The organism is uncultured Tateyamaria sp., assembly GCF_947494755.1.
GTDB lineage: Bacteria > Pseudomonadota > Alphaproteobacteria > Rhodobacterales > Rhodobacteraceae > Tateyamaria.
Genome location: NZ_CANLVZ010000015.1, coordinates 1 through 18993, shown reverse-complemented (window position 1 = coordinate 18993; position 18993 = coordinate 1). Strand labels below are relative to the sequence as shown.

Sequence of the window (18993 nt, the reverse complement as noted above, 5' to 3'; positions counted from 1 at the left end):
AAAGACAGGATAACGAGGATGACGACGATTAACCCGATAATGTAAATGAGGCGGTTCATGGCTGGTAACTCCCTTGTATATGTCCAGTGCTAACCAGCCGCCCCCCCGATTGGTTCCATAAGGCAGCGTATAGCGAACCTCGCACATCCAACAGATGTTGCGCCCCCGCCCGCCAGCGGCTAGGCCAAAGCCCATGAAACCCATCCGCCTCATGTCCGGATTTCTCACGGTCGGCTTCTGGACATTGGCCAGCCGGGTGCTGGGATTTGTGCGCGAGGTGATGATCCTGTCGCTGATCGGGCCGGGGCCGTTGATGGATGCCTTTGTCGCGGCGTTTCGTCTGCCCAACATGTTCCGCCGCTTCTTTGCCGAGGGTGCGTTCAACGCCGCCTTCGTGCCGATGTTTTCGACCAAGCTGGAGGGCGACGAAGACCCCGCCCGCTTTGGCCGCGACGCACTGAACGGCTTGGCGCTGATGACGCTGATGCTGACCGCACTTGCGATGATCTTTATGCCCGCGCTTGTCTGGGCGACGGCGGGCGGTTTTGATCAGGAACGGTTCGATCTGACGGTGGGCTTTGGGCGGATTGTGTTTCCCTACATCTTCTTCATGTCCCTTTCGGCGCTGTTTTCCGGCATCCTGAACGCGACGGGCCGGTTTGCAGCCGCGGCAGCCGCGCCTGTGTTGCTGAACGTAATGGTGATTGGCGCGATGGCGACAGCCCATGTGCTGGGCGCGGACGTTATCCGATGGCTGATCTGGGCCGTCCCACTGGCCGGCATTGCGCAGCTTGCACTGACATGGTCGGCAGCCGCCTCTGCCGGGTTTGCACTGCGCCCAGGATGGCCCCGGTGGAGCCCGGACATGCGCCAGATGGTGCGCACAGCCTTGCCCGCCGCGCTCGCAACCGGCGTGATGCAGATCAATCTGGTCGTGGGTCAGATCGTCGCCAGCCAATATGACAATGCGGTCAGTTGGTTGTTCGCAGCCGATCGCCTGTATCAGCTGCCGCTCGGGGTGGTCGGGATCGCGGTGGGCATCGTGCTGCTGCCGGACCTGTCCCGCAAGCTCAAGGCCGGGGATAGCGAAGGCGCGCGCGGAGCCTATTCGCGGGCGTCTGAGTTCGCGATGGCGCTGACAATCCCTTCGGCGATTGCGCTGATCGTGATCCCGCTGCCCTTGGTCTCGGTGATGTTCCAACGCGGTGCCACAGGTGCGGATGACGCCGCAGCGATTGCCGTGGCCGTGTCGGTCTATGGGTTGGGCCTGCCCGCCTTTGTGCTGCAAAAAGTACTGCAACCCCAGTATTTCGCGCGCGGCGACACCAAACGTCCGTTCTATTTCGCAGTTGCGGCGATGGTCATCAACGCCGCCATTGCAATCGGCTTGGCCCCGGTCGTGAGTTGGCTCGCGCCCGCCCTTGCCACAACGGTCGCCGGATGGGCTATGCTGGGTCTGCTCTATTGGGGATTGCGCGACAAGGGTGAAGTCGTGCGACTCGACGCCCGCTACCGCAGTCGCCTGCCCCGGATCATCCTGTCGGCCTTGATCATGGGGGCCGTGCTCTGGATTGCGGAAATCATGCTCAAGCCCGCGCTTGGGACGGATTATGTCCGCTATCTCGCGCTGCTTGGGCTGATCCTGATCGGGGCTGCGGCCTATTTCGGAGCGGCCCAAGTCACCGGTGCGCTGCGTGCATCAGACCTGCGCCAGGCCGTACGCCGTTAACGGCGGCGCAGACTTGCCAGCACGCGGCCCATGCCCCCCGGCATCACAAAGGCCGTCAGCGCAAACCCCGCCACAAAACCTGCCAGTTCCCCGACCCACGCCCAGCCCACCTGAAACAGCGCGCCAAAGATCAGTTGCAGCCCCATCAGCACCCCGATCAGCATGAAAGCCTGCCCTTGCGGCCCCCCGCTTGCCACCTGCCGCTGCCAGTAAAGAAACGTATAGGTCCCGATCAGCCCGTAGACGCACGGGTAAGCCCCGATAAGCCATGGCTGATCCGTCAGCAGTGCGAACACCAGCGCCCCGAAAATGCCGCTGAGGATGAACATCAGGATAACGGCCCACCCGCCCATGATCTCACCCACCATCTTGCCCATCGCCAGCAGGATGACGCAGGCAAAGACCGTCGATGTGACGGACCCATGCACAAACGGATAAGTGACAAAGCGGAGCAGGTGTTCGGGCAGGAGCCGCCCGTTCTCGGCCATGTAATCAAACGCCTCACCCGAAAACGCATAGGTGTTGAGCGCATTGAGCCGCCAGCCCACCGCACCGGGGCCGCCGACCAGCCCAGCCTCACCCAATGAGAATGCGAGCTCGGGCAGCGCCATCGCAATGAACAGCAGCCACACAGTGGGCGGCAAGGGATTGATCGGGCTCGGATCGTGGTAGTCGGTCATAAAGGTCGCCTGCTTGACGGGTCTTGCCCCCATGGGTAAGCCAGCCCATCAGATTTGCCCAGAGGGTTGCCCATGTCCGACACCAGTTTTATCCCCCGCGTCTTTTCCGGCATCCAGCCGTCCGGCGGGCTGACCCTTGGCAACTATCTGGGCGCGATCAAACGGTTCGTGTCCATGCAGGACGAAGACTACGAGACGGTCTATTGCATGGTCGATCTGCACGCGATCACCGTGTGGCAGGACCCCAAAGCGTTGATGCACAACACGCGCGAGTTGGCCGCCGGGTTCATTGCGTCCGGCATCAGCCCCGAGAAGTCGATCCTGATCAATCAGTCCCAGGTGCCCGAACATGCGCAACTGGGCTGGATCTTCAACTGCGTGGCGCGCATGGGCTGGATGCAGCGTATGACCCAGTTCAAGGACAAGGCGGGCAAGAATGCACAGAACGCCTCGCTCGGGCTGTTTGGATATCCGGCCCTGATGGCGGCGGATATTCTGGTCTATCATGCGACCCATGTGCCAGTGGGTGAGGATCAGAAACAGCACCTTGAGTTGACCCGCGACATCGCAACCAAGTTCAACCACGATTTTGGGGTGGATTTCTTTCCCATCACCGAACCGGTGATCGAGGGCGCGGCGACCCGCGTCATGTCCCTGCGCGATGGGTCCAAGAAGATGTCGAAGTCCGACCCATCTGATGCCTCGCGCATCAACATGACCGATGATGCTGACACGATTGCCAAGAAGATCCGCAAGGCCAAGACCGACCCCGACGCGCTGCCTTCCGAGGCCAAGGGGCTTGAGGATCGCCCGGAGGCCCGCAACCTCGTCAACATCTACGCCACCCTTGCCGATATCAGCGTCGATCAGGTGCTGGCCGAACATGGTGGCGCGCAATTCGGCACATTCAAACCCGCGCTCGCCGATCTCGCCGTGGCCAAGCTGTCGCCGATCTCGGCCGAGATGGCGCGCCTGATGGATGATGTGAGCGAGATCGATAAGGTGCTGGCACGCGGTGCCGAGCAGGCGCGCGAGATCACTGCGCCAATTCTGAAAAAGACCTATGAGATCGTTGGGATGGTCGGCAGCTGACTTGCCATGCCGCTTGTCCGCCTTAGCTGCTGGTCATGGACGCGGATACGATGACCTTCAGCAAGGCCAATGGAAAGCCGCATGGCATGTTCAGCCCGCTGTATTCCTGCGACGTGACCTTTGACGGGGTGACGCTGCCGAGTGCCGAGCACGCGTTCCAATATGGCAAACCCAAACGCGCAGAGGTGCGCGATTGGAAGATCGGCGATCACGATGAGAAAGGTTATAACCCTTTGGGCCAAATTCTGATAGACGCACGTGCCGCCCCCAGGGAAGCCACATGAGCGATCTGGTGACATGCGCGGACGGCAAGGTGCGGTGCAATTTCCGCGTCGATGATCCGATATTTACCCACTATCACGACACGGCCTTCGCGCGACCCACCGCCGACGACACCTATATCTTTCGGAAAATCTGTTTCGAGATCTTCGCCTCGGGCCTGTCGTTTCACGGCGTGCTGACCAAGGCCGAGATGTTCGACGAGGCCTATGATGGCTTCGATATGAACGTGATCGCCAATTACGGCGATGCAGACGTGAACCGGCTGATGCAGGACGCCCGCCTTGTGCGCAACAAGGTCAAGATCGGGGCAGTGATCAACAACGCCCGATGCGCGCTTGATCTTGTGGAAAGGTACGGCTCACTGGCCGCCTTCCTGTGGCAATACGAACCCGATCCGGCCACCCGGCCCGATCCCGTAACAGCCGAAACGCTGCGCGCGAACACCCAATCTGTCTATTCCGAGCGGCTGGCTAAGGATCTCAAGGCGCACGGCTTCAAGTTCGTCGGCCCCGTGTCAATGTACGGCGTGTTGCAAGGTTGCGGGCTGATCAATGACCACTTTGACGGTTGCGATTTCCGCCCGCCCTCTTTGGCCGAACGGGGCGCCTTTACCGTGCCGCAACCCCCGCCCAACAGGTCATAGCCGCAACTTGCGCCACCCATAAAGCATCATCAGACAAGAGCCCACCGCGCCAAGGATGTAAGGCGCGCGCAAGGCGAGTTCCCGGCCCAACTCCGGCTCGGCCAGCGACACCATCCAGCCACCCGCCAGCGCGCCGACGGGCATCATCCCCCAGCCAAAAAACCGGTAGAGCGAGTTGACCCGGCCTAGCAGATTATCCGGAATCAGCCGTTGACGATAGGACACCGTCACGATGTTCCAAAGCAGCGCCGCGATCATCTCCACAAACAGCGCAACGGCGACTACATACGGGTTTGAGGTCAGGGCGATCACCAGAAACGGCACAGGTATCAGCGCAAGCGCCAGCATCACCGCCCGCTGCCCGCCAATCCGCGCGACGACGAGCGGACCGACAATACCGCCAACCACCCCGCCGGCAGCTCCGGCCGTCAGCAGGATGCCATGGCCCACCGCGCTTAACCCCAGAACCTCTTGCGAAAACAGGATCAGGATGGTGACGGCCATCGTCGAAATCGCGTTGATCAGCCCCAGCATGATCGCGAGGCGAAAGATGACGGAATGGCCGCGCATCCATTGCCAGCCTTCCACCACTTCGGGCCTGATCCGTCTGCGGGGCGGGGCAACACGGCGCGGGATCGCGATGCACCAGACCAGCCATGCGGCAATCCCGAAGGTGATCGCATCCAGCGTAAACGGCGCAGGCACCGCAAACGCAATCAGGATCCCGGCCAGCGGTGGACCGACGAACGAGCCCATGATCTGCTCAACGCTCCACATCTGACCATTCGCCGCCTCAAGATCCGTCTTGGCGACCACCGAGGGCAGCACGGTTTGGGCGGCATTGTCGCGGATCACCTCGGCACAGCCCAAAAGCATCGCAAGACCCGACAGCGCCAAGATATATGGCAACGGATCACCCGGTGGAGGCAGCACAGGCACCGACAGGATCAGCGCGATCACCGCGCCGGTCAGCAAAAGCCGGAACACATCTGCCTGCACCATCAACAACCGCCGATCATAGCGATCCACCACAACACCCGCCGGGATCGACAGCAGCAGCCATGGCAGCCGGGTCGCAAAGGCGACAAGTGCGATCAGCGCCGGGTCACGGGTGATGAGCGTTGCAAGCCAGGGAAAGGCCAGTGCCGACACCCCGTCGCCAAGGTTCGAGATGGCAGTGGCCGAGAATAGCAGACGATAAGGGCGGTTGGATATGAGGAGAGCCATGCGCCCAAGAGGGGCGCAGGCCGACCCGGATGTCAAACGCAAACCTTTTGGGCGAAAGTGTCCGGGTGCGGCACAGCCTCTCCTCTGCGACGCCCCTACAGACACGCACAAATTATGCGCGCCTGTGCATGTTGCTGCGTCGTTTGTGGACACCTACCCTTCAGATCACAGCCGCATTCGCACGCAAGAGGCCATCATGACCGCAAAAGTTCCCACCGACACGCGCGTCGGCCATATCCACCTCAAGGTCACGGACCTCGAACGGGCCATCCACTTTTACGGCAATGTGCTCGGCTTCACCTTGACCCAACGCTATGGCGATCAGGCGGCATTTCTGGCGGCGGGTGACTATCACCACCACATCGGTCTCAACACATGGCACTCGCGGGGGGCTGGACCTGCGCCCGAGCGGGCGGCGGGTCTGTACCACAGCGCGTTCCTGTTTCCCGACCGCGCCTCGCTTGGGGCGGCACTGCAACGGGTGCTGGATCATGGCACGCCATTGGATGGTGCGGCGGATCATGGCGTGTCCGAGGCCGTCTATGTCCGCGACCCGGACGGAAATGGGGTCGAATTGTACCGTGACCGCGATCCGGCAGAGTGGCCGCGCGATGCGGATGGCGCGCTTGAAATGGTCAACGCACCGCTTGATGTCGCGGCGCTGCTGGCCGAGGCGGCCTGATCTTGCCCACCTCGTTGATTTCAGCCACCTTGCGCGCAGGCTGAACCGAGGACCGCCATGCGCACAGGATTTTTCCATGACGAACGGACCATGTGGCATGCAGGCGGCGACTATGCCTTTACGGTGCCGCTTGGCGGTCTGGTCCAGCCGCTCGCTGCCGGTGGTCTGCCGGAAAGCCCCGAAACCAAGCGCCGCCTCAAGAACCTGATGGAGGTGACGGGGTTGATGGGCGATCTTCACGTATCCTCCGCCCATGAGGCGACACACGCGCAATTGCGCCGCGTTCATCCCGAAAGCTATTTGTCGAAATTCAAGGCCCTGTCCGACGACCACGGCGGCGAGATCGGGCATCACGCGCCGTTCGCAAAAGGTGGCTATGAACTGGCGGCGCTGTCTGCCGGTCTGACCACAGCGGCGGTGGAAAGCGTCCTGGATGGCACCCACGACAACGCCTACGCGCTGTCCCGCCCGCCCGGGCATCACTGCCGCGCGGACGCGCCGATGGGGTTCTGCCTGATGGCCAACATCGCCATCGCGATTGAGACCGCAAAGACCAGTCGCCCCGACCTGCGGGTCGCAGTCCTCGACTGGGATGTCCACCACGGCAACGGGACCGAGTCGATCTTCTATGACCGGGCGGATGTGTTCACCCTGTCGATGCACCAAGAGGGGAACTATCCCCTCGACACGGGCGCGCTGGCGGATCGCGGCACGGGCGCGGGCAAAGGGTTCAACCTCAACCTGCCCCTGCCTGCCGGAGCCGGTCACACGGCATACCTGCACGCGATGGACCGTGTCATCGTTCCGGCGATCAAGGCCTACAATCCCGACCTGATTATCGTCGCTTGCGGATTTGATGCGGGCGCAATCGACCCCCTCGCCCGGATGCTCGCCACCGCCGACACGTTCCGCCAAATGACGTTGAAGATCAACGCACTGGCCGAAGACATCTGCGACGGCAAGCTCGTGCTGAGCCACGAGGGCGGCTATTCCGAAGTCTACGTGCCCTTCTGCGGTCACGCCACGATCGAGGCGCTGTCCGGCAGCGGGATCACCGCGCCCGACCCTATGAAGCGCGCCCTTGACGCGCGCCAGCCGGGCCCACGCTTTGACGCGTTCCTGCGCGGCGAAATCGACCACATGGCCGAGCAACTTGGCCTCTAACCTCTTGACGTCGCAGCCCATCGCCACGACATGACCTTCAACATGTAAAAAGGCGTAACATATGCCCAGCCCGAACCCCGAAGCGCTCGATTTCCTGCTCAGCCGCCGCTCGCGCCCGGCCAAGACGCTGACCACACCCGTGCCAGACCGCGCAATGGTCGAGAAGATCCTGACAGCCGCGGCGCGCACCCCCGATCATGGCAAGCTGGAGCCATGGCGCTTTATCGTCCTGAGCGCAGGTGCGATGCCACGACTCGCCGAAGTCGCAGAGCAACGTGGCCGTGCCCTCGGACTCGACGACGAACAGATCACCAAGGGGCGCACGCAATTCGACCAAGGCAACCTCGCCATCGCTGTGATCGAGGTGCAGAAACCCTCCGAAAAAATTCCGGCGCTGGAACAAACCTATTCCGCCGGGGCCGTCTGCCTCGCCCTGCTGAACGCCGCCCTTGCCGCGGGGTGGGGGGCCAATTGGCTGAGCGGCTGGCCCAGCCATGATCGTGATTTCATGGAGCAGGCGCTTGACCTCGGGCCACACGAAAAGATCGCAGGGTTTGTCCATATCGGCACCGAGACAAGCACTCCGCCGGATCGGCCACGCCCCGACCTCCACGCCATCACCACATGGGTCGAGGCATGATCATCACCTCCTTCTTTGCCGCACTCGGCCAGATCGGCGATGCCCGGTTTCGCCGTGTGCTGTTGCTGGGCGTTGCACTCACCGTTGCGCTGTTGATCGCTGCAACCTCCGGCCTTGTCTGGCTGATCGGATCGCTGACAGCAGACAGTGTCAGCGTGCCATGGGTCGGCACAATCACGTGGCTGGATGATATCGTCAGTTGGGGGTCATTCTTTCTGTTCTTTGGCCTGTCGATCTTTCTGATGATGCCAGTGGCCTCGGCCATCACCTCGATGTTTTTGGACGAGGTGGCGCAGGCCGTCGAGGATCGACACTACCCCCACTTGGCCCCCGCCAACAGCGTACCGATTAGCGATGCGGTGGTGGACACGCTCAATTTTCTCGGCGTGCTGATCGTCGCGAACCTGCTGGCGCTGATCCTCTACGTGTTCTTTGCCCCACTTGCGCCCTTCATTTTTTGGGGCCTGAACGGGTTCCTGCTGGGCCGCGAATATTTCACGCTCGCCGCAATGCGCCGGGTCGGACGGGCGCGCGCCAAAGAGTTGCGGCGCGCTCACATTGCCACTATCTGGCTGGCAGGGACGCTGATGGCGATTCCACTGTCTATCCCATTGATAAATTTACTGATCCCGATCATTGGGGCAGCGACATTCACCCATCTTTTTCACAAGATCACAAAGGCTCAAGCGCCCGGTCAAACCAGCTCATATCGCTGAAGGAAATCCACCCCGACAGGATGATGCCGGCCACGATGATCCACAAAACCAGCGCCACCCACGTCACGATCCACGCCTTGCGCTTGGTGTGGTGATGTTCGGGCGCGCCCGCATGGGTGCCCGGTTCCACCTGCCCCAGATCGCCCTGGGTTTGCACCTTGATGGGCAGTGAGATCAGGAAACACATCCACCAGATCACGGCATAAAGGACAAGGGCTGATGTGAGACCCATCAGACTTGCTCAAGCTCAACAAGGCAGCCGTTGAAGTCCTTGGGATGCAGGAAAAGAACGGGTTTGCCGTGGGCCCCGATCTTGGGCTCACCCGACCCCAGAACACGCGCGCCGGTTGATTGCAGGTGATCGCGGGCAGCCAGAATATCATCGACCTCATAACAGATGTGATGAATGCCACCTGTCGGGTTTTTCTCAAGAAAACCGTTGATGGGGCTGTCATCACCCAAGGGATACAGCAGTTCGATCTTGGTATTGGGCAGTTCGATGAAAATGACAGTCACGCCGTGATCGGGTTCATCCTGCGGTGCGCCCACGACGGCCCCCAAAGCACCCCGATATTGTGCAGCGGCGGCGTCCAAATCGGGGACCGCAATCGCGACATGGTTCAAGCGACCAATCATCTGGAACTCCTTTGGTTTGGCGTTGCGCCCTTATCGCTAAGCACGGAATATCACGCAAGAGCAGGCGTTAACTTGCTGTTAGCTAAGGGCCCGTAACGTCAGGTCCAGAGTTCAGCCGGAGGAAGTGATGGATACGACGGACCCGTTCAAGCCAATTTACCCCGCCCCAACCGCGATGCGCCCCCTTTTGGGTCTGACCGTTTTGGTCATCGAAGACAGTCGATTCGCTTGCGAGGCGCTGCGATTGTTGTGTTTGCGCAGTGGGGCGCGCATTCGGCGGGCCGACACGTTGCGCTCGGCGCGCCGCCATTTGCAGGTTTACCGGCCAACGGTCGTGATCGTGGATATCGGTCTGCCGGACGGCAGCGGCAGTGATTTGATCCGCGAGCTGTCCGCGTCGGGCAATCGCCCGGATGTGATTCTGGGCACGTCTGGCGACATTGACCGCGAGGGGATCGCGTTGGACGCGGGCGCTGATGGTTTTATGGCGAAGCCTGTTGTCTCGTTGGGCGTGTTTCAGGACACGATCCTGTCGCATCTGCCGCCGGATCGGCGCCCGAACGGGCCGCGGTCCGTGCCCAACGATTTGGTCGAGCCTGACCCGATTGCCTACCGCGATGACATGGCCCATGTGGCTGACGTGCTCGAAGGGGCGAGCGATGTGCGTGCGCTTGACTACGTTGCGCAATTCCTCAGCGGCGTGGCGCGCAGTGCAGACGATGACGAACTGATGATGGCCAGTGCTGCATTGGCGGCCAAACGGGCACGCGGCGACTCTGCCGCGTCAGAGGCCGCGACGGTGGCCGGGCTAGTTCAGGAGCGGTTGGCTGAGAAAATCGCGATCTGATTTGTCAGGAGGTGGCGAGGGTCGGATCATCCGCCACACGGACCAGTTGAGTCATGTCGGCAAGGCTTTCATTCTGTCGGCCTTGCACATCAAAATTGGCCGGGTTCAACCAAACGCCAAACGCTTCCTTGAGCGCAGGCCACTCCGCGTCGATGGCCGCAAACCAAGCGGTGTCACGATTGCGCCCTTTGACGACTGCCGCTTGGCGAAAGACGCCCTCGTAACTGAACCCAAGGCGCTGCGCTGCCCGGCGCGAGCCTGCGTTCATCGCATCGCACTTCCATTCAAAGCGGCGATAACCCGCCTCAAAGGCCCAGCCCATCATCAGATACAGCGCCTCGGTCGCGGCGCGCGTTCTCTGCAGCGCCGGGCTGAAGTTGATGTGGCCGACCTCGATACTTCCCGCCTCGGGGGCGATGCGCAGAAAACTCGCAACACCCTCGAAGGCGCCGCTGTCATGGTTCTTGATGGCGTAAAACTGCGTGTCTTTCCCCATCTCGATCTCGCGGACCCACCGATAATACTGCGCAGAGGACGAAAAAGGACCGTAGGGCAGGAAATTCCAGACATGGTCGTGGCCGACAAAGGGCTGATATAACAACGCGGCATGAGTGTCCGCCACCAGCGGTTCAAGTGTGGCGTACTGCCCTGTCAGCACCGTGGTCGCATCCGGTACAGGTGGCGGCGTCCAATTGGGCACGGGCGCATCATTGATCTGGTAAATTCCCGTCATGGCCGGACGTTAGGCGGAGTTCCGCGCAACGCCAAGCGCTTTCGAGGTGCACGCAGAGTCGATCAGCAGATCGACGACAAAGGGCGCGCCCTGCTGGTAAGGCGCGCCCCTGAAATGTCGTGAAATCCTGCCCGCCTAGTCTTGCGGAATGACCCGCAGCCCCAGCTCCATCAGCTGATCGCTTGTCGGCTCGGAGGGCGCGTCCATCATCAAGTCTTCGGCGCGCTGGTTCATCGGGAACAGGATCACCTCGCGGATGTTCTGTTCGCCCGCCAGCAGCATCACGATCCGGTCGATCCCCGCCGCACAACCACCGTGGGGCGGCGCGCCGTATTGGAACGCGTTGACCATGCCGCCGAACCGCTTGCGCACTTCGCTCTCGTCATAACCTGCGATCTCGAACGCCTTGAACATGATCTCGGGCCGATGGTTCCGGATCGCACCCGACACCAGTTCATAGCCGTTGCACGCGAGGTCATACTGAAAGCCGAGCACGTCGAGCGGATCGCCCTGCAAAGCCTCCATCCCGCCCTGCGGCATCGAAAACGGGTTGTGCTCAAAGTCGATCTTGCCGGTTTCCGCGTCCTGTTCGTAGATCGGGAAATCGACGATCCATGCAAAGGCAAAGCGGTTTTCGTCAATCAGCTTCAATTCCTCGCCGATCACGTTGCGCGCGCGCCCCGCGATGGCCTCGAATGTCTTGGGCTTGCCGCCAAGGAAGAACGCGGCATCCCCCACGCCCAGGCGCAGTTGCAGGCGGATCGCCTCGGTCCGCTCGGGGCCGATGTTCTTGGCAAGTGGTCCTGCGGCCTCCATCCCCTCGCCCTGATCGCGCCAGAAGATATAGCCCATCCCGGGCAGCCCTTCCTTTTGCGCATAGGCGTTCATCCGATCACAAAACTTGCGCGACCCGCCACCGGGGGCCGGAATTGCGCGGATTTCGGTGCCGTCCTGCTCCAGAAGTTTGGCAAAGATCGCAAAGCCCGAGCCCGCGAAGTGGTCCGACACCACCTGCATCTTGATCGGGTTGCGCAGGTCGGGCTTGTCCGACCCATACCAGAGCGCCGCATCGCGGTAACTGATCTGCTCCCAACTGTCTGGCGCGTCGACGGATTTGCCACCGCCGAATTCCTCGAACACGCCTGCCAGCACGGGTGCAATTGTGTCAAACACATCCTGTTGCGTGACAAACGACATCTCGAGGTCGAGCTGATAAAAATCGGTGGGCGAGCGATCAGCGCGCGGGTCTTCGTCCCGGAAACAGGGCGCGATCTGGAAATATTTGTCAAAGCCCGACACCATCAACAGCTGCTTGAACTGCTGTGGGGCCTGCGGCAGCGCATAGAACTTGCCCGGATGCAGGCGCGACGGCACGAGGAAATCGCGCGCGCCTTCTGGCGAGGAGGCGGTGATGATGGGCGTCTGGTACTCGCGGAAATCGCGATCCCACATGCGCTTGCGGATCGACGCGACCACATCGCTGCGCAGCTTCATGTTATCCTGCATCTTTTCACGGCGCAGATCGAGATAGCGGTAGGTCAGCCGCGTTTCTTCGGGATATTCCTGATCGCCAAAGACCATCAGCGGCAATTCCGCCGACGTGCCCAGCACCTCGAGATCGCGCACGAAGACTTCGATTTCGCCGGTCGGGATCTTGGGGTTCACAAGCGAGGCATCGCGCGCCTTGACCGTCCCGTCGATGCGAATGCACCACTCGCTGCGCACCTTTTCCACCTCGGCAAAGACCGGGCTGTCGGGGTCGCACAGCAACTGCGTCATGCCGTAGTGGTCGCGCAGGTCGATGAACAGCACGCCGCCATGGTCGCGCACCCGGTGCACCCAGCCCGACAGGCGCACGGTATCACCCACATTGGCCGAGGTCAGCGCGGCACAGGAATGAGAGCGGTAAGCATGCATCGGAATGGTCCCTTCGGGCGTGTCAAGATCGGCGCAGATACACCGGGCGAGGGGTGGAAAGTCAAGGCGACAAAGCCTGCGCACCCATGCTAATACGGGCAAAAAGCGAGGGGCGCGTGATGAGCGACAAACAATCAAAGGGCATGGCCGTGCGCCGCACCGTCTTGGGCGACGCGCATGTGGACCGCGCGGAGGCTGCGAAAACGCCGTTTGACGCCCCCTTTCAGGACCTCATCACCGAAGGCGCGTGGGGCACGGTCTGGGCCAGTGACGCGATTTCGTTGCGTGAACGCTCGATGCTGACACTGGCATTGCTCGCCGCGACAGGCAATTTTGACGAAATCCCCATGCATATCCGCGCCTGTGCCCGGACCGGAGCGTCCCCGCAAGATGTGGCCGAAGCGTTTCAGCACGTGGCGATCTACGCAGGCGTCCCGCGCGCCAACCACGCGCTCAAACTCGCGAAACAAACCTTTGCCGAGATGGAGGCCGAGGCATGAGCGACGGCCCCCTGTTTCACCGCAACCGCGACCGTCATCCCAAGGCGCTGACGCCTGACTACAAAACGAGTGTCGTGCGGTCCCCGCAAAAGGCGCTGCTGTCGATGCCGACCACATTGTCGGAAGAGGCGGGGCCGGTCTTTGGCCATGACATCATAGGCGCGCACGACAACGACCTGATCGTGAACTATGCAGCCGCTGGCGAGATGGCGATCGGGCAGCGGATCATCGTGCATGGCCGCGTCTTGGATGAGAACGGGCGCGGGGTGCCCAACGCATTGATCGAGGTGTGGCAGGCCAATGCAGGTGGGCGCTATCGCCATGCCAAGGAGGGTTACATCGCCCCGCTCGATCCCAATTTCGGGGGCTGCGGGCGCACGATCACCGACGATCAGGGCGGCTACAGCTTTCGCACGATCAAGCCCGGTGCCTATCCTTGGCCCAACGGTGTCAACGACTGGCGACCCGCCCACATCCATTTTTCCGTCTTCGGTCACAGCTTTGGCCAGCGGTTGATCACGCAGATGTATTTCGAAGGCGATCCGCTGATCCCGCTCTGCCCCATTGTGCGCACGATCACCGATGCGGAGGCCGTCAGCCAGCTGGTTGCGCCACTTGATATGAACAACACGGTTCCGATGGATGCGCGCGCCTATCACTTTGACATCGTGCTGCGCGGGCGGCGTTCGACCATGTTTGAAAACCGGATTGAGGGGAACTGATGCAACGTCTGACCCATTTGCACGAAAGCCCCTCGCAGACCGCAGGGCCTTACGTCCACATCGGATGCGTTCCGAATTTCGCAGGGATTACGGATGTCTATGAGGCAGATCTGGGCGCCGCGATGGTCACCGATAACACCAAGGGAGAGCGGATCACCGTCACCGGCACCGTCTTTGACGGCACGGGGACGCCCCTGCGCGATGCGATGATGGAGCTGTGGCAAGCGGACGCGCAAGGCCTCTATCCGGGCCGTGATGGGGCTGACCCGACCTTCACCGGGTGGGGCCGCACCGCTGGCGATGCGGAGACGGGCCAATGGTCGATGGAAACGGTCCGGCCCGGCCCGGTGCCCTTCACCGATGGGCGCATGATGGCCCCGCACATCTCGATCTGGCTGGTGGCGCGCGGCATCAATATCGGATTGCAAACGCGGATGTATTTTCCCGGTGATCCGATGCTGGGCGACGATCCATGGCTGACCCGCATCGAGCATCAGAACCGTGTGCCGACCCTGATCGCGCAGGAAACGACACCCGGCACATTCAAGTTCGACATTCACCTGCAGGGGCCCGACGAGACGATCTTTTTCGACGTCTGAGCATGAAGAAAGCGCGGGGTGTGATGCCCCGCGCTTTGCTACATTACTGTGTCAGGCTCAGGCCAGATCGAACCGATCCAACTCCATCACCTTGACCCATGCGGCTACAAAGTCGTTCACGAATTTCGACTTCGCATCGTCCTGCGCATAGAACTCCGCCACAGCGCGCAGCTGCGAGTTCGAGCCAAAGACGAGATCGACGCGGGTGCCGGTCCACTTGACCTCTTCCGTTTGACGGTCACGACCTTCGAACGTGTTGCCATCGTCGGTTTTCGGTTTCCACTTGATCCCCATATCCATGAGAACCTTGAAGAAATCGTTGCTGAGCGCGCCGGGCGTGTCCGTGAATACACCATGGGACGAGCCGCCGTGATTGGCCTCCATCATCCTCAGACCACCAACAAGTACCGTCATTTCCGGTGTGGTCAGGGTCAGCAACTGCGCGCGATCCACCAGCAATTCCTCAGCAGACATGCTGAAATCCTGCGACATGTAGTTGCGGAAACCGTCGGCTTTGGGCTCAAGCGGCTCAAAGCTGTCGGCGTCCGTCCACTCTTGCGTGGCGTCCCCACGACCGGGGGTGAAGGGCACAGTCACGTCGTGACCACCGGCCCTCGCCGCAGCCTCGACCGCGGCACCACCTGCCAGCACGATCAAGTCCGCCAGCGAGATTTTCTTGTCGCCCTTGGCGTCGAAGTCGGCTTTGATCCCTTCCAGCGCGCTCAGCACTTTGGCCAGTTGCGCAGGTTGGTTGACGTCCCAATCCTTTTGCGGGGCAAGGCGCACACGGGCACCGTTGGCACCGCCACGGCGATCCGACCCACGATAGGTCGACGCCGATGCCCATGCAGCACCCACCAGTTCGGACGTGCTCAGACCCGCATCCATCACAGCCGCCTTGAGGGCCGCCACATCCGCGTCATCCACCAGCGGGTGATCGGGCGTCGGCACCGGATCCTGCCAGATCAGCGTTTCCTCCGGTACCTCGGGGCCGTGATAGCATTTGATCGGGCCCATATCGCGGTGCGTCAGCTTAAACCACGCACGCGCAAAGGCATCCGCAAACTTGTCGGGATTGGCATGGAAATCGCGGCTGATCTTTTCGTAGGCCGGGTCCATACGCATCGCCATGTCTGCCGTGGTCATCATCAATTTGACGTTGCCATTGCCGTCGACTTGGGGGGCGTGATCGTCCTCGGACAGCCCTTTGGCCTGCCACTGGTTTGCACCTGCGGGGCTTTTGGTCAGCTCCCACTCATATCCAAACAGCACATCAAAATAGGACATATCCCATTGCGTTGGCGTCGGGGTCCAAGGCCCCTCGATGCCGGATGTGATCGCATCCACGCCCTTGCCGGACTTGTGGGTGGACAGCCAGCCGAGGCCCTGATTTTCGATGGGCGAGCCTTCGGGTTCGGTGCCGACCAATGCCGCGTCACCATTCCCGTGCGCCTTGCCAAAGGTGTGGCCACCCGCAACCAGGGCAACGGTTTCCTCGTCATTCATGGCCATACGGGCAAATGTCTCGCGGATGTCGCGGCCCGAGCCAAGCGGGTCCGGGTTGCCGTCGGGCCCTTCGGGGTTCACGTAGATCAGGCCCATTTCAACGGCAGCCAGCGGGTTTTCAAGAACGCGGTCGCCGGAGTAGCGACTGTTGGGGCCGCCTGATTCTTCCAGCCATTCCTTTTCGGCACCCCAATAGATGTCTTCCTCGGGCTCCCACACGTCGGGGCGACCGCCGCCAAAGCCGAAGGTCTTGAACCCCATGGACTCCAGCGCACAGTTACCTGTCAAAATCATGAGGTCGGCCCAAGAGATGCCGTTGCCGTATTTCTCCTTGATCGGCCAGAGCAGGCGGCGGGCCTTGTCAAGGTTGCCGTTATCGGGCCACGAGTTGAGTGGCGCAAATCGCTGCGTGCCGGACGTCGCTCCGCCACGGCCGTCCGCCACACGATATGTTCCCGCCGAGTGCCACGCCATGCGGATGAAAAACGGCCCGTAATGTCCGTAATCCGCAGGCCACCAGTCCTGACTGTCGGTCATCAGCGCAAAAATATCCGCTTTGAGGGCCTTTAGATCGACCTTGTTGAACGCCTCCGCATAATCAAAGTCGCCGCCCATCGGGTCAAGGGTCGGAGCATTCTGGTGCAAGACTTTCAGATTCAACTGATTGGGCCACCAATCGCTGTTGGATTGCACGCCAAAGGTGTGCAGGTTTACCCCGTGGATCACCGGGCACTTGCCGCCATCATTTCCATCCATCATCATCTCCGATCATTGGTTGTCCGCGCTGGAATTGAGCCCAGATTGGAATCATTCCAGATGCGCATCATAGGTCGTTTATGCACGCCGAAACATCTTCGTTTCTATCCGAATCTTGCTCTGGCTTTGTCGCATTGGCCAATTGTTACCGATCTCGCGCGATAAATCTAAGTTACATTTTCCGATAGCATCGATAGCCTTGCATTATGAAGAACATCACCCTACGGCAATTGCGCTATTTCGAAGCGCTCGCCCGCGAAGGCCATTTTGGCAACGCTGCGGACAGTTGCGCCATCTCTCAACCTGCCTTGTCGGTGCAGATCAGGGAGCTCGAGGAGACGCTTGGCCTGCAACTTTTTGAGCGGGCCCCGAAACAGGTGCGATTGACCCCGTCCGGGGTCGCCTTTGCCGCGCGCGCCCGCGTGGTGCTGGATGAAGTGCAGCAGATGGGCGAGTGGGCCGAGGCCGTGCGGGGCGGCCTGCTTGAGCGGTTGCGCCTTGGCGTTATCCCGACCATCGCGCCCTATCTGTTGCCGCGGTTGATTGGCGATCTGACTGCGCGCTTTCCCAAGATGGACATCGACGTCCGCGAGACGATCACCCCCCGCCTGCTTGAGGAACTGATGGATGGCCGCCTTGATGCCGCTATCGTCGCCTTGCCCGTTGAGGAACCAAGCCTGATCGAAGTACCGCTTTTCACCGAAGAAATGGTGTTGGTCCGCAGCGGCGCACCAGATCCGCCCACCCCCCTCAGTACCGATGCACTGAGTGATATGCGCCTGCTGTTGCTTGAAGAAGGACACTGCTTTCGCGACCAAGCCCTGTCATTTTGCAACATAAACGCGGCGCGGCGGCGTGACGGGCTGGACGGCAGCTCTTTGTCGACACTTGTGCAGATGGTGGGGGCCGGGATCGGGGCGACGCTCATTCCCGAAATGGCCATTGGGGTCGAAACGCGCGCAACGTCGGTACACGTGTCCCGCTTCGCCCCCCCTGCGCCAACCCGCACCATCGGGCTGATCTGGCGCAAGGCAAATCCGATGGGCAACGCCCTGCGCGAGATCGCCGAGGTGGTCCGCGAAACCCAAACCTGAGCCATCGGTGGTTTCAAGAGTCGCAAGCGCCTCAGCCACGAAGAATATCACTTTCGCGGCGCAAACCGATTTGATCCCCTTGCAGTCCCCTCCGACTCGGACTAAACGCACTCCACCAACTGGCGCGGGATGGAGCAGCCCGGTAGCTCGTCAGGCTCATAACCTGAAGGTCGTAGGTTCAAATCCTACTCCCGCAACCAAAAACCGACACCCCGCCCGTAAAACGGCGGGGTTCGTCGTTTTGGGCCTGATGACTCCAAGATCGCGGCCAGCACCGAATGCGGGATAGCGGTGTTCCCGGGAGGAAGGGCTGCAAGTTCGCCCTCTGACTGTGCTTTGCGCACTTCCAGATCATTTTTCATCGAACTGTCGAACGCCCCCTCGGTGATGTTCGTCACGATCTGTTCGATTTGTTGGGTCGCCTTTGTCAGGCCCGCCTCGAAGGCCATTCGATCTGACATCACCTCTCGCGCCAAGCGTCTTCGCTCCCGGTCGTATTCTTCGATAAACTTGGCCACCTTGTCAGCGTGGATCAGTTTGGCTCTGGATCCCAGGTCGCCGTATCGTCACGCCTGATGAGTCTGCAATTGGCGCACCTAGCTTTATTGCAAATCAAGGGCTACCCATGTCTCATCTCACTCATCGGCGTTGATGATAACGCGCTCCGCCGAAACCATCGATTTGCGTTCAGGTTCTATCACGAACAAGGGGCAACCATTCGCAGACCGGGCGAACGTAAGCGGACAGTTACTGACCTGCTCCCCTGAGAGTCCGTGTTTATAAGTTAGCACTGTTCAGGTTTTGGTCCTCTTCTGACCGGTTAGCATA

At 61.1% G+C, this 18993-nt stretch carries 21 protein-coding genes and 1 tRNA gene; 14 read left to right on the top strand and 8 right to left on the bottom strand.

All coding sequences use genetic code 11. The features are described 5' to 3' along the window. The first annotated feature begins 193 nt into the window (after positions 1 to 193). Entirely contained in the window at positions 194 to 1729 is a 1536-nt protein-coding gene (murJ, locus tag Q0908_RS16655; RefSeq protein WP_299287108.1) for a murein biosynthesis integral membrane protein MurJ, read from the top strand. Here murJ and Q0908_RS16650 read toward each other — a convergent pair. Further along, positions 1726 to 2409 carry a rhomboid family intramembrane serine protease gene (locus Q0908_RS16650; RefSeq protein ID WP_299287105.1) on the bottom strand — a complete coding sequence of 228 codons (684 nt, stop codon included), beginning with the start codon at positions 2407 to 2409 and terminating at the stop codon, positions 1726 to 1728. The genes murJ and Q0908_RS16650 overlap by 4 nt on opposite strands. A 72-nt stretch (positions 2410 to 2481) precedes the next feature. On the opposite strand from Q0908_RS16650, the gene trpS reads away from it, so the two are divergent. The 3 genes from trpS to Q0908_RS16635 are packed head-to-tail and all read left to right on the top strand — an operon-like array spanning position 2482 to position 4426. Further along, positions 2482 to 3501 carry a tryptophan--tRNA ligase gene (gene trpS / locus Q0908_RS16645; RefSeq protein WP_299287102.1) on the top strand — a complete coding sequence of 340 codons (1020 nt, stop codon included), beginning with the start codon at positions 2482 to 2484 and terminating at the stop codon, positions 3499 to 3501. A gap of 50 nt (positions 3502 to 3551) precedes the next feature. Beyond that, on the top strand, positions 3552 to 3785 hold the full coding sequence (locus Q0908_RS16640) for a hypothetical protein (RefSeq protein ID WP_299287099.1): 234 nt from the start codon (positions 3552 to 3554) through the stop codon (positions 3783 to 3785). Further along, entirely contained in the window at positions 3782 to 4426 is a 645-nt protein-coding gene (locus tag Q0908_RS16635) for a DNA-3-methyladenine glycosylase I (protein WP_299287096.1), read from the top strand. The genes Q0908_RS16640 and Q0908_RS16635 overlap by 4 nt, the downstream gene beginning before the upstream one ends. Here the strand turns inward: Q0908_RS16635 and Q0908_RS16630 are convergent. Further along, the gene (locus Q0908_RS16630; protein WP_299287093.1) at positions 4421 to 5653 is read right to left on the bottom strand and encodes an MFS transporter; all 1233 of its coding nucleotides are present in this window, start codon (positions 5651 to 5653) and stop codon (positions 4421 to 4423) included. The two genes, Q0908_RS16635 and Q0908_RS16630, sit on opposite strands and share 6 nt — an antisense overlap. 196 nt (positions 5654 to 5849) lie before the next feature. Here Q0908_RS16630 and Q0908_RS16625 point away from each other — a divergent pair, with 196 nt between their 5' ends. The 4 genes from Q0908_RS16625 (at position 5850) to Q0908_RS16610 (ending at position 8855) form a co-directional block, all read left to right on the top strand. Next, positions 5850 to 6335: a VOC family protein gene (locus Q0908_RS16625; protein WP_299287090.1), complete on the top strand. Its 486-nt coding sequence runs from the start codon at positions 5850 to 5852 to the stop codon at positions 6333 to 6335. A 57-nt stretch (positions 6336 to 6392) separates the two neighbouring features. Then, the gene (locus Q0908_RS16620; RefSeq protein ID WP_299287087.1) at positions 6393 to 7499 is read left to right on the top strand and encodes a class II histone deacetylase; all 1107 of its coding nucleotides are present in this window, start codon (positions 6393 to 6395) and stop codon (positions 7497 to 7499) included. Positions 7500 to 7560: 61 nt separating this feature from the next. Further along, positions 7561 to 8139, top strand: coding sequence for a nitroreductase (locus Q0908_RS16615; RefSeq protein WP_299287084.1), 579 nt, complete (start codon positions 7561 to 7563; stop codon positions 8137 to 8139). Continuing rightward, complete coding sequence (locus Q0908_RS16610; protein WP_299287081.1) at positions 8136 to 8855, top strand: EI24 domain-containing protein; 720 nt, start codon at positions 8136 to 8138, stop codon at positions 8853 to 8855. The genes Q0908_RS16615 and Q0908_RS16610 overlap by 4 nt, the downstream gene beginning before the upstream one ends. Here the strand turns inward: Q0908_RS16610 and Q0908_RS16605 are convergent. Beyond that, positions 8812 to 9087: a DUF1467 family protein gene (locus tag Q0908_RS16605; protein ID WP_299287078.1), complete on the bottom strand. Its 276-nt coding sequence runs from the start codon at positions 9085 to 9087 to the stop codon at positions 8812 to 8814. The genes Q0908_RS16610 and Q0908_RS16605 overlap by 44 nt on opposite strands. Further along, the gene (gene mce / locus Q0908_RS16600; RefSeq protein ID WP_299287075.1) at positions 9087 to 9491 is read right to left on the bottom strand and encodes a methylmalonyl-CoA epimerase; all 405 of its coding nucleotides are present in this window, start codon (positions 9489 to 9491) and stop codon (positions 9087 to 9089) included. Before mce ends, Q0908_RS16605 begins: the two co-directional genes overlap by 1 nt. A gap of 127 nt (positions 9492 to 9618) precedes the next feature. Between mce and Q0908_RS16595 the strand changes: the two genes are divergently transcribed. Then, positions 9619 to 10338 carry a response regulator gene (locus Q0908_RS16595; protein WP_299287072.1) on the top strand — a complete coding sequence of 240 codons (720 nt, stop codon included), beginning with the start codon at positions 9619 to 9621 and terminating at the stop codon, positions 10336 to 10338. 4 nt (positions 10339 to 10342) lie between these two features. Here the strand turns inward: Q0908_RS16595 and Q0908_RS16590 are convergent, their stop codons facing one another. Both Q0908_RS16590 and aspS read right to left on the bottom strand, forming a co-directional pair. Further along, positions 10343 to 11071, bottom strand: coding sequence for a GNAT family protein (locus Q0908_RS16590; RefSeq protein ID WP_299287069.1), 729 nt, complete (start codon positions 11069 to 11071; stop codon positions 10343 to 10345). Between the two features lie 135 nt (positions 11072 to 11206). Further along, the gene (aspS, locus tag Q0908_RS16585; protein WP_299287066.1) at positions 11207 to 12988 is read right to left on the bottom strand and encodes an aspartate--tRNA ligase; all 1782 of its coding nucleotides are present in this window, start codon (positions 12986 to 12988) and stop codon (positions 11207 to 11209) included. Between the two features lie 119 nt (positions 12989 to 13107). Here aspS and pcaC point away from each other — a divergent pair, with 119 nt between their 5' ends. The 3 genes from pcaC to pcaG are packed head-to-tail and all read left to right on the top strand — an operon-like array spanning position 13108 to position 14809. After that, positions 13108 to 13488 carry a 4-carboxymuconolactone decarboxylase gene (gene pcaC / locus Q0908_RS16580; RefSeq protein ID WP_299287064.1) on the top strand — a complete coding sequence of 127 codons (381 nt, stop codon included), beginning with the start codon at positions 13108 to 13110 and terminating at the stop codon, positions 13486 to 13488. Next, complete coding sequence (gene pcaH / locus Q0908_RS16575; RefSeq protein WP_299287061.1) at positions 13485 to 14210, top strand: protocatechuate 3,4-dioxygenase subunit beta; 726 nt, start codon at positions 13485 to 13487, stop codon at positions 14208 to 14210. Before pcaC ends, pcaH begins: the two co-directional genes overlap by 4 nt. Then, a complete protein-coding gene (pcaG, locus tag Q0908_RS16570; protein WP_299287058.1) occupies positions 14210 to 14809 on the top strand; it encodes a protocatechuate 3,4-dioxygenase subunit alpha in 600 nt (199 codons plus the stop codon). Before pcaH ends, pcaG begins: the two co-directional genes overlap by 1 nt. A 57-nt stretch (positions 14810 to 14866) precedes the next feature. On the opposite strand, the gene katG is transcribed toward pcaG, so the two are convergent. Beyond that, a complete protein-coding gene (gene katG, locus Q0908_RS16565) occupies positions 14867 to 17071 on the bottom strand; it encodes a catalase/peroxidase HPI (protein ID WP_299287055.1) in 2205 nt (734 codons plus the stop codon). A gap of 206 nt (positions 17072 to 17277) precedes the next feature. On the opposite strand from katG, the gene Q0908_RS16560 reads away from it, so the two are divergent. Continuing rightward, positions 17278 to 18165, top strand: a complete 888-nt coding sequence (locus Q0908_RS16560; RefSeq protein WP_299287051.1) for a hydrogen peroxide-inducible genes activator — start codon at positions 17278 to 17280, stop codon at positions 18163 to 18165. A 123-nt stretch (positions 18166 to 18288) separates the two neighbouring features. After that, positions 18289 to 18365 (top strand) — tRNA-Met (locus tag Q0908_RS16555). Here the strand turns inward: Q0908_RS16555 and Q0908_RS16550 are convergent. After that, a complete protein-coding gene (locus Q0908_RS16550) occupies positions 18351 to 18683 on the bottom strand; it encodes a hypothetical protein (protein WP_299287049.1) in 333 nt (110 codons plus the stop codon). The two genes, Q0908_RS16555 and Q0908_RS16550, sit on opposite strands and share 15 nt — an antisense overlap. Positions 18684 to 18993: the final 310 nt, after the last annotated feature.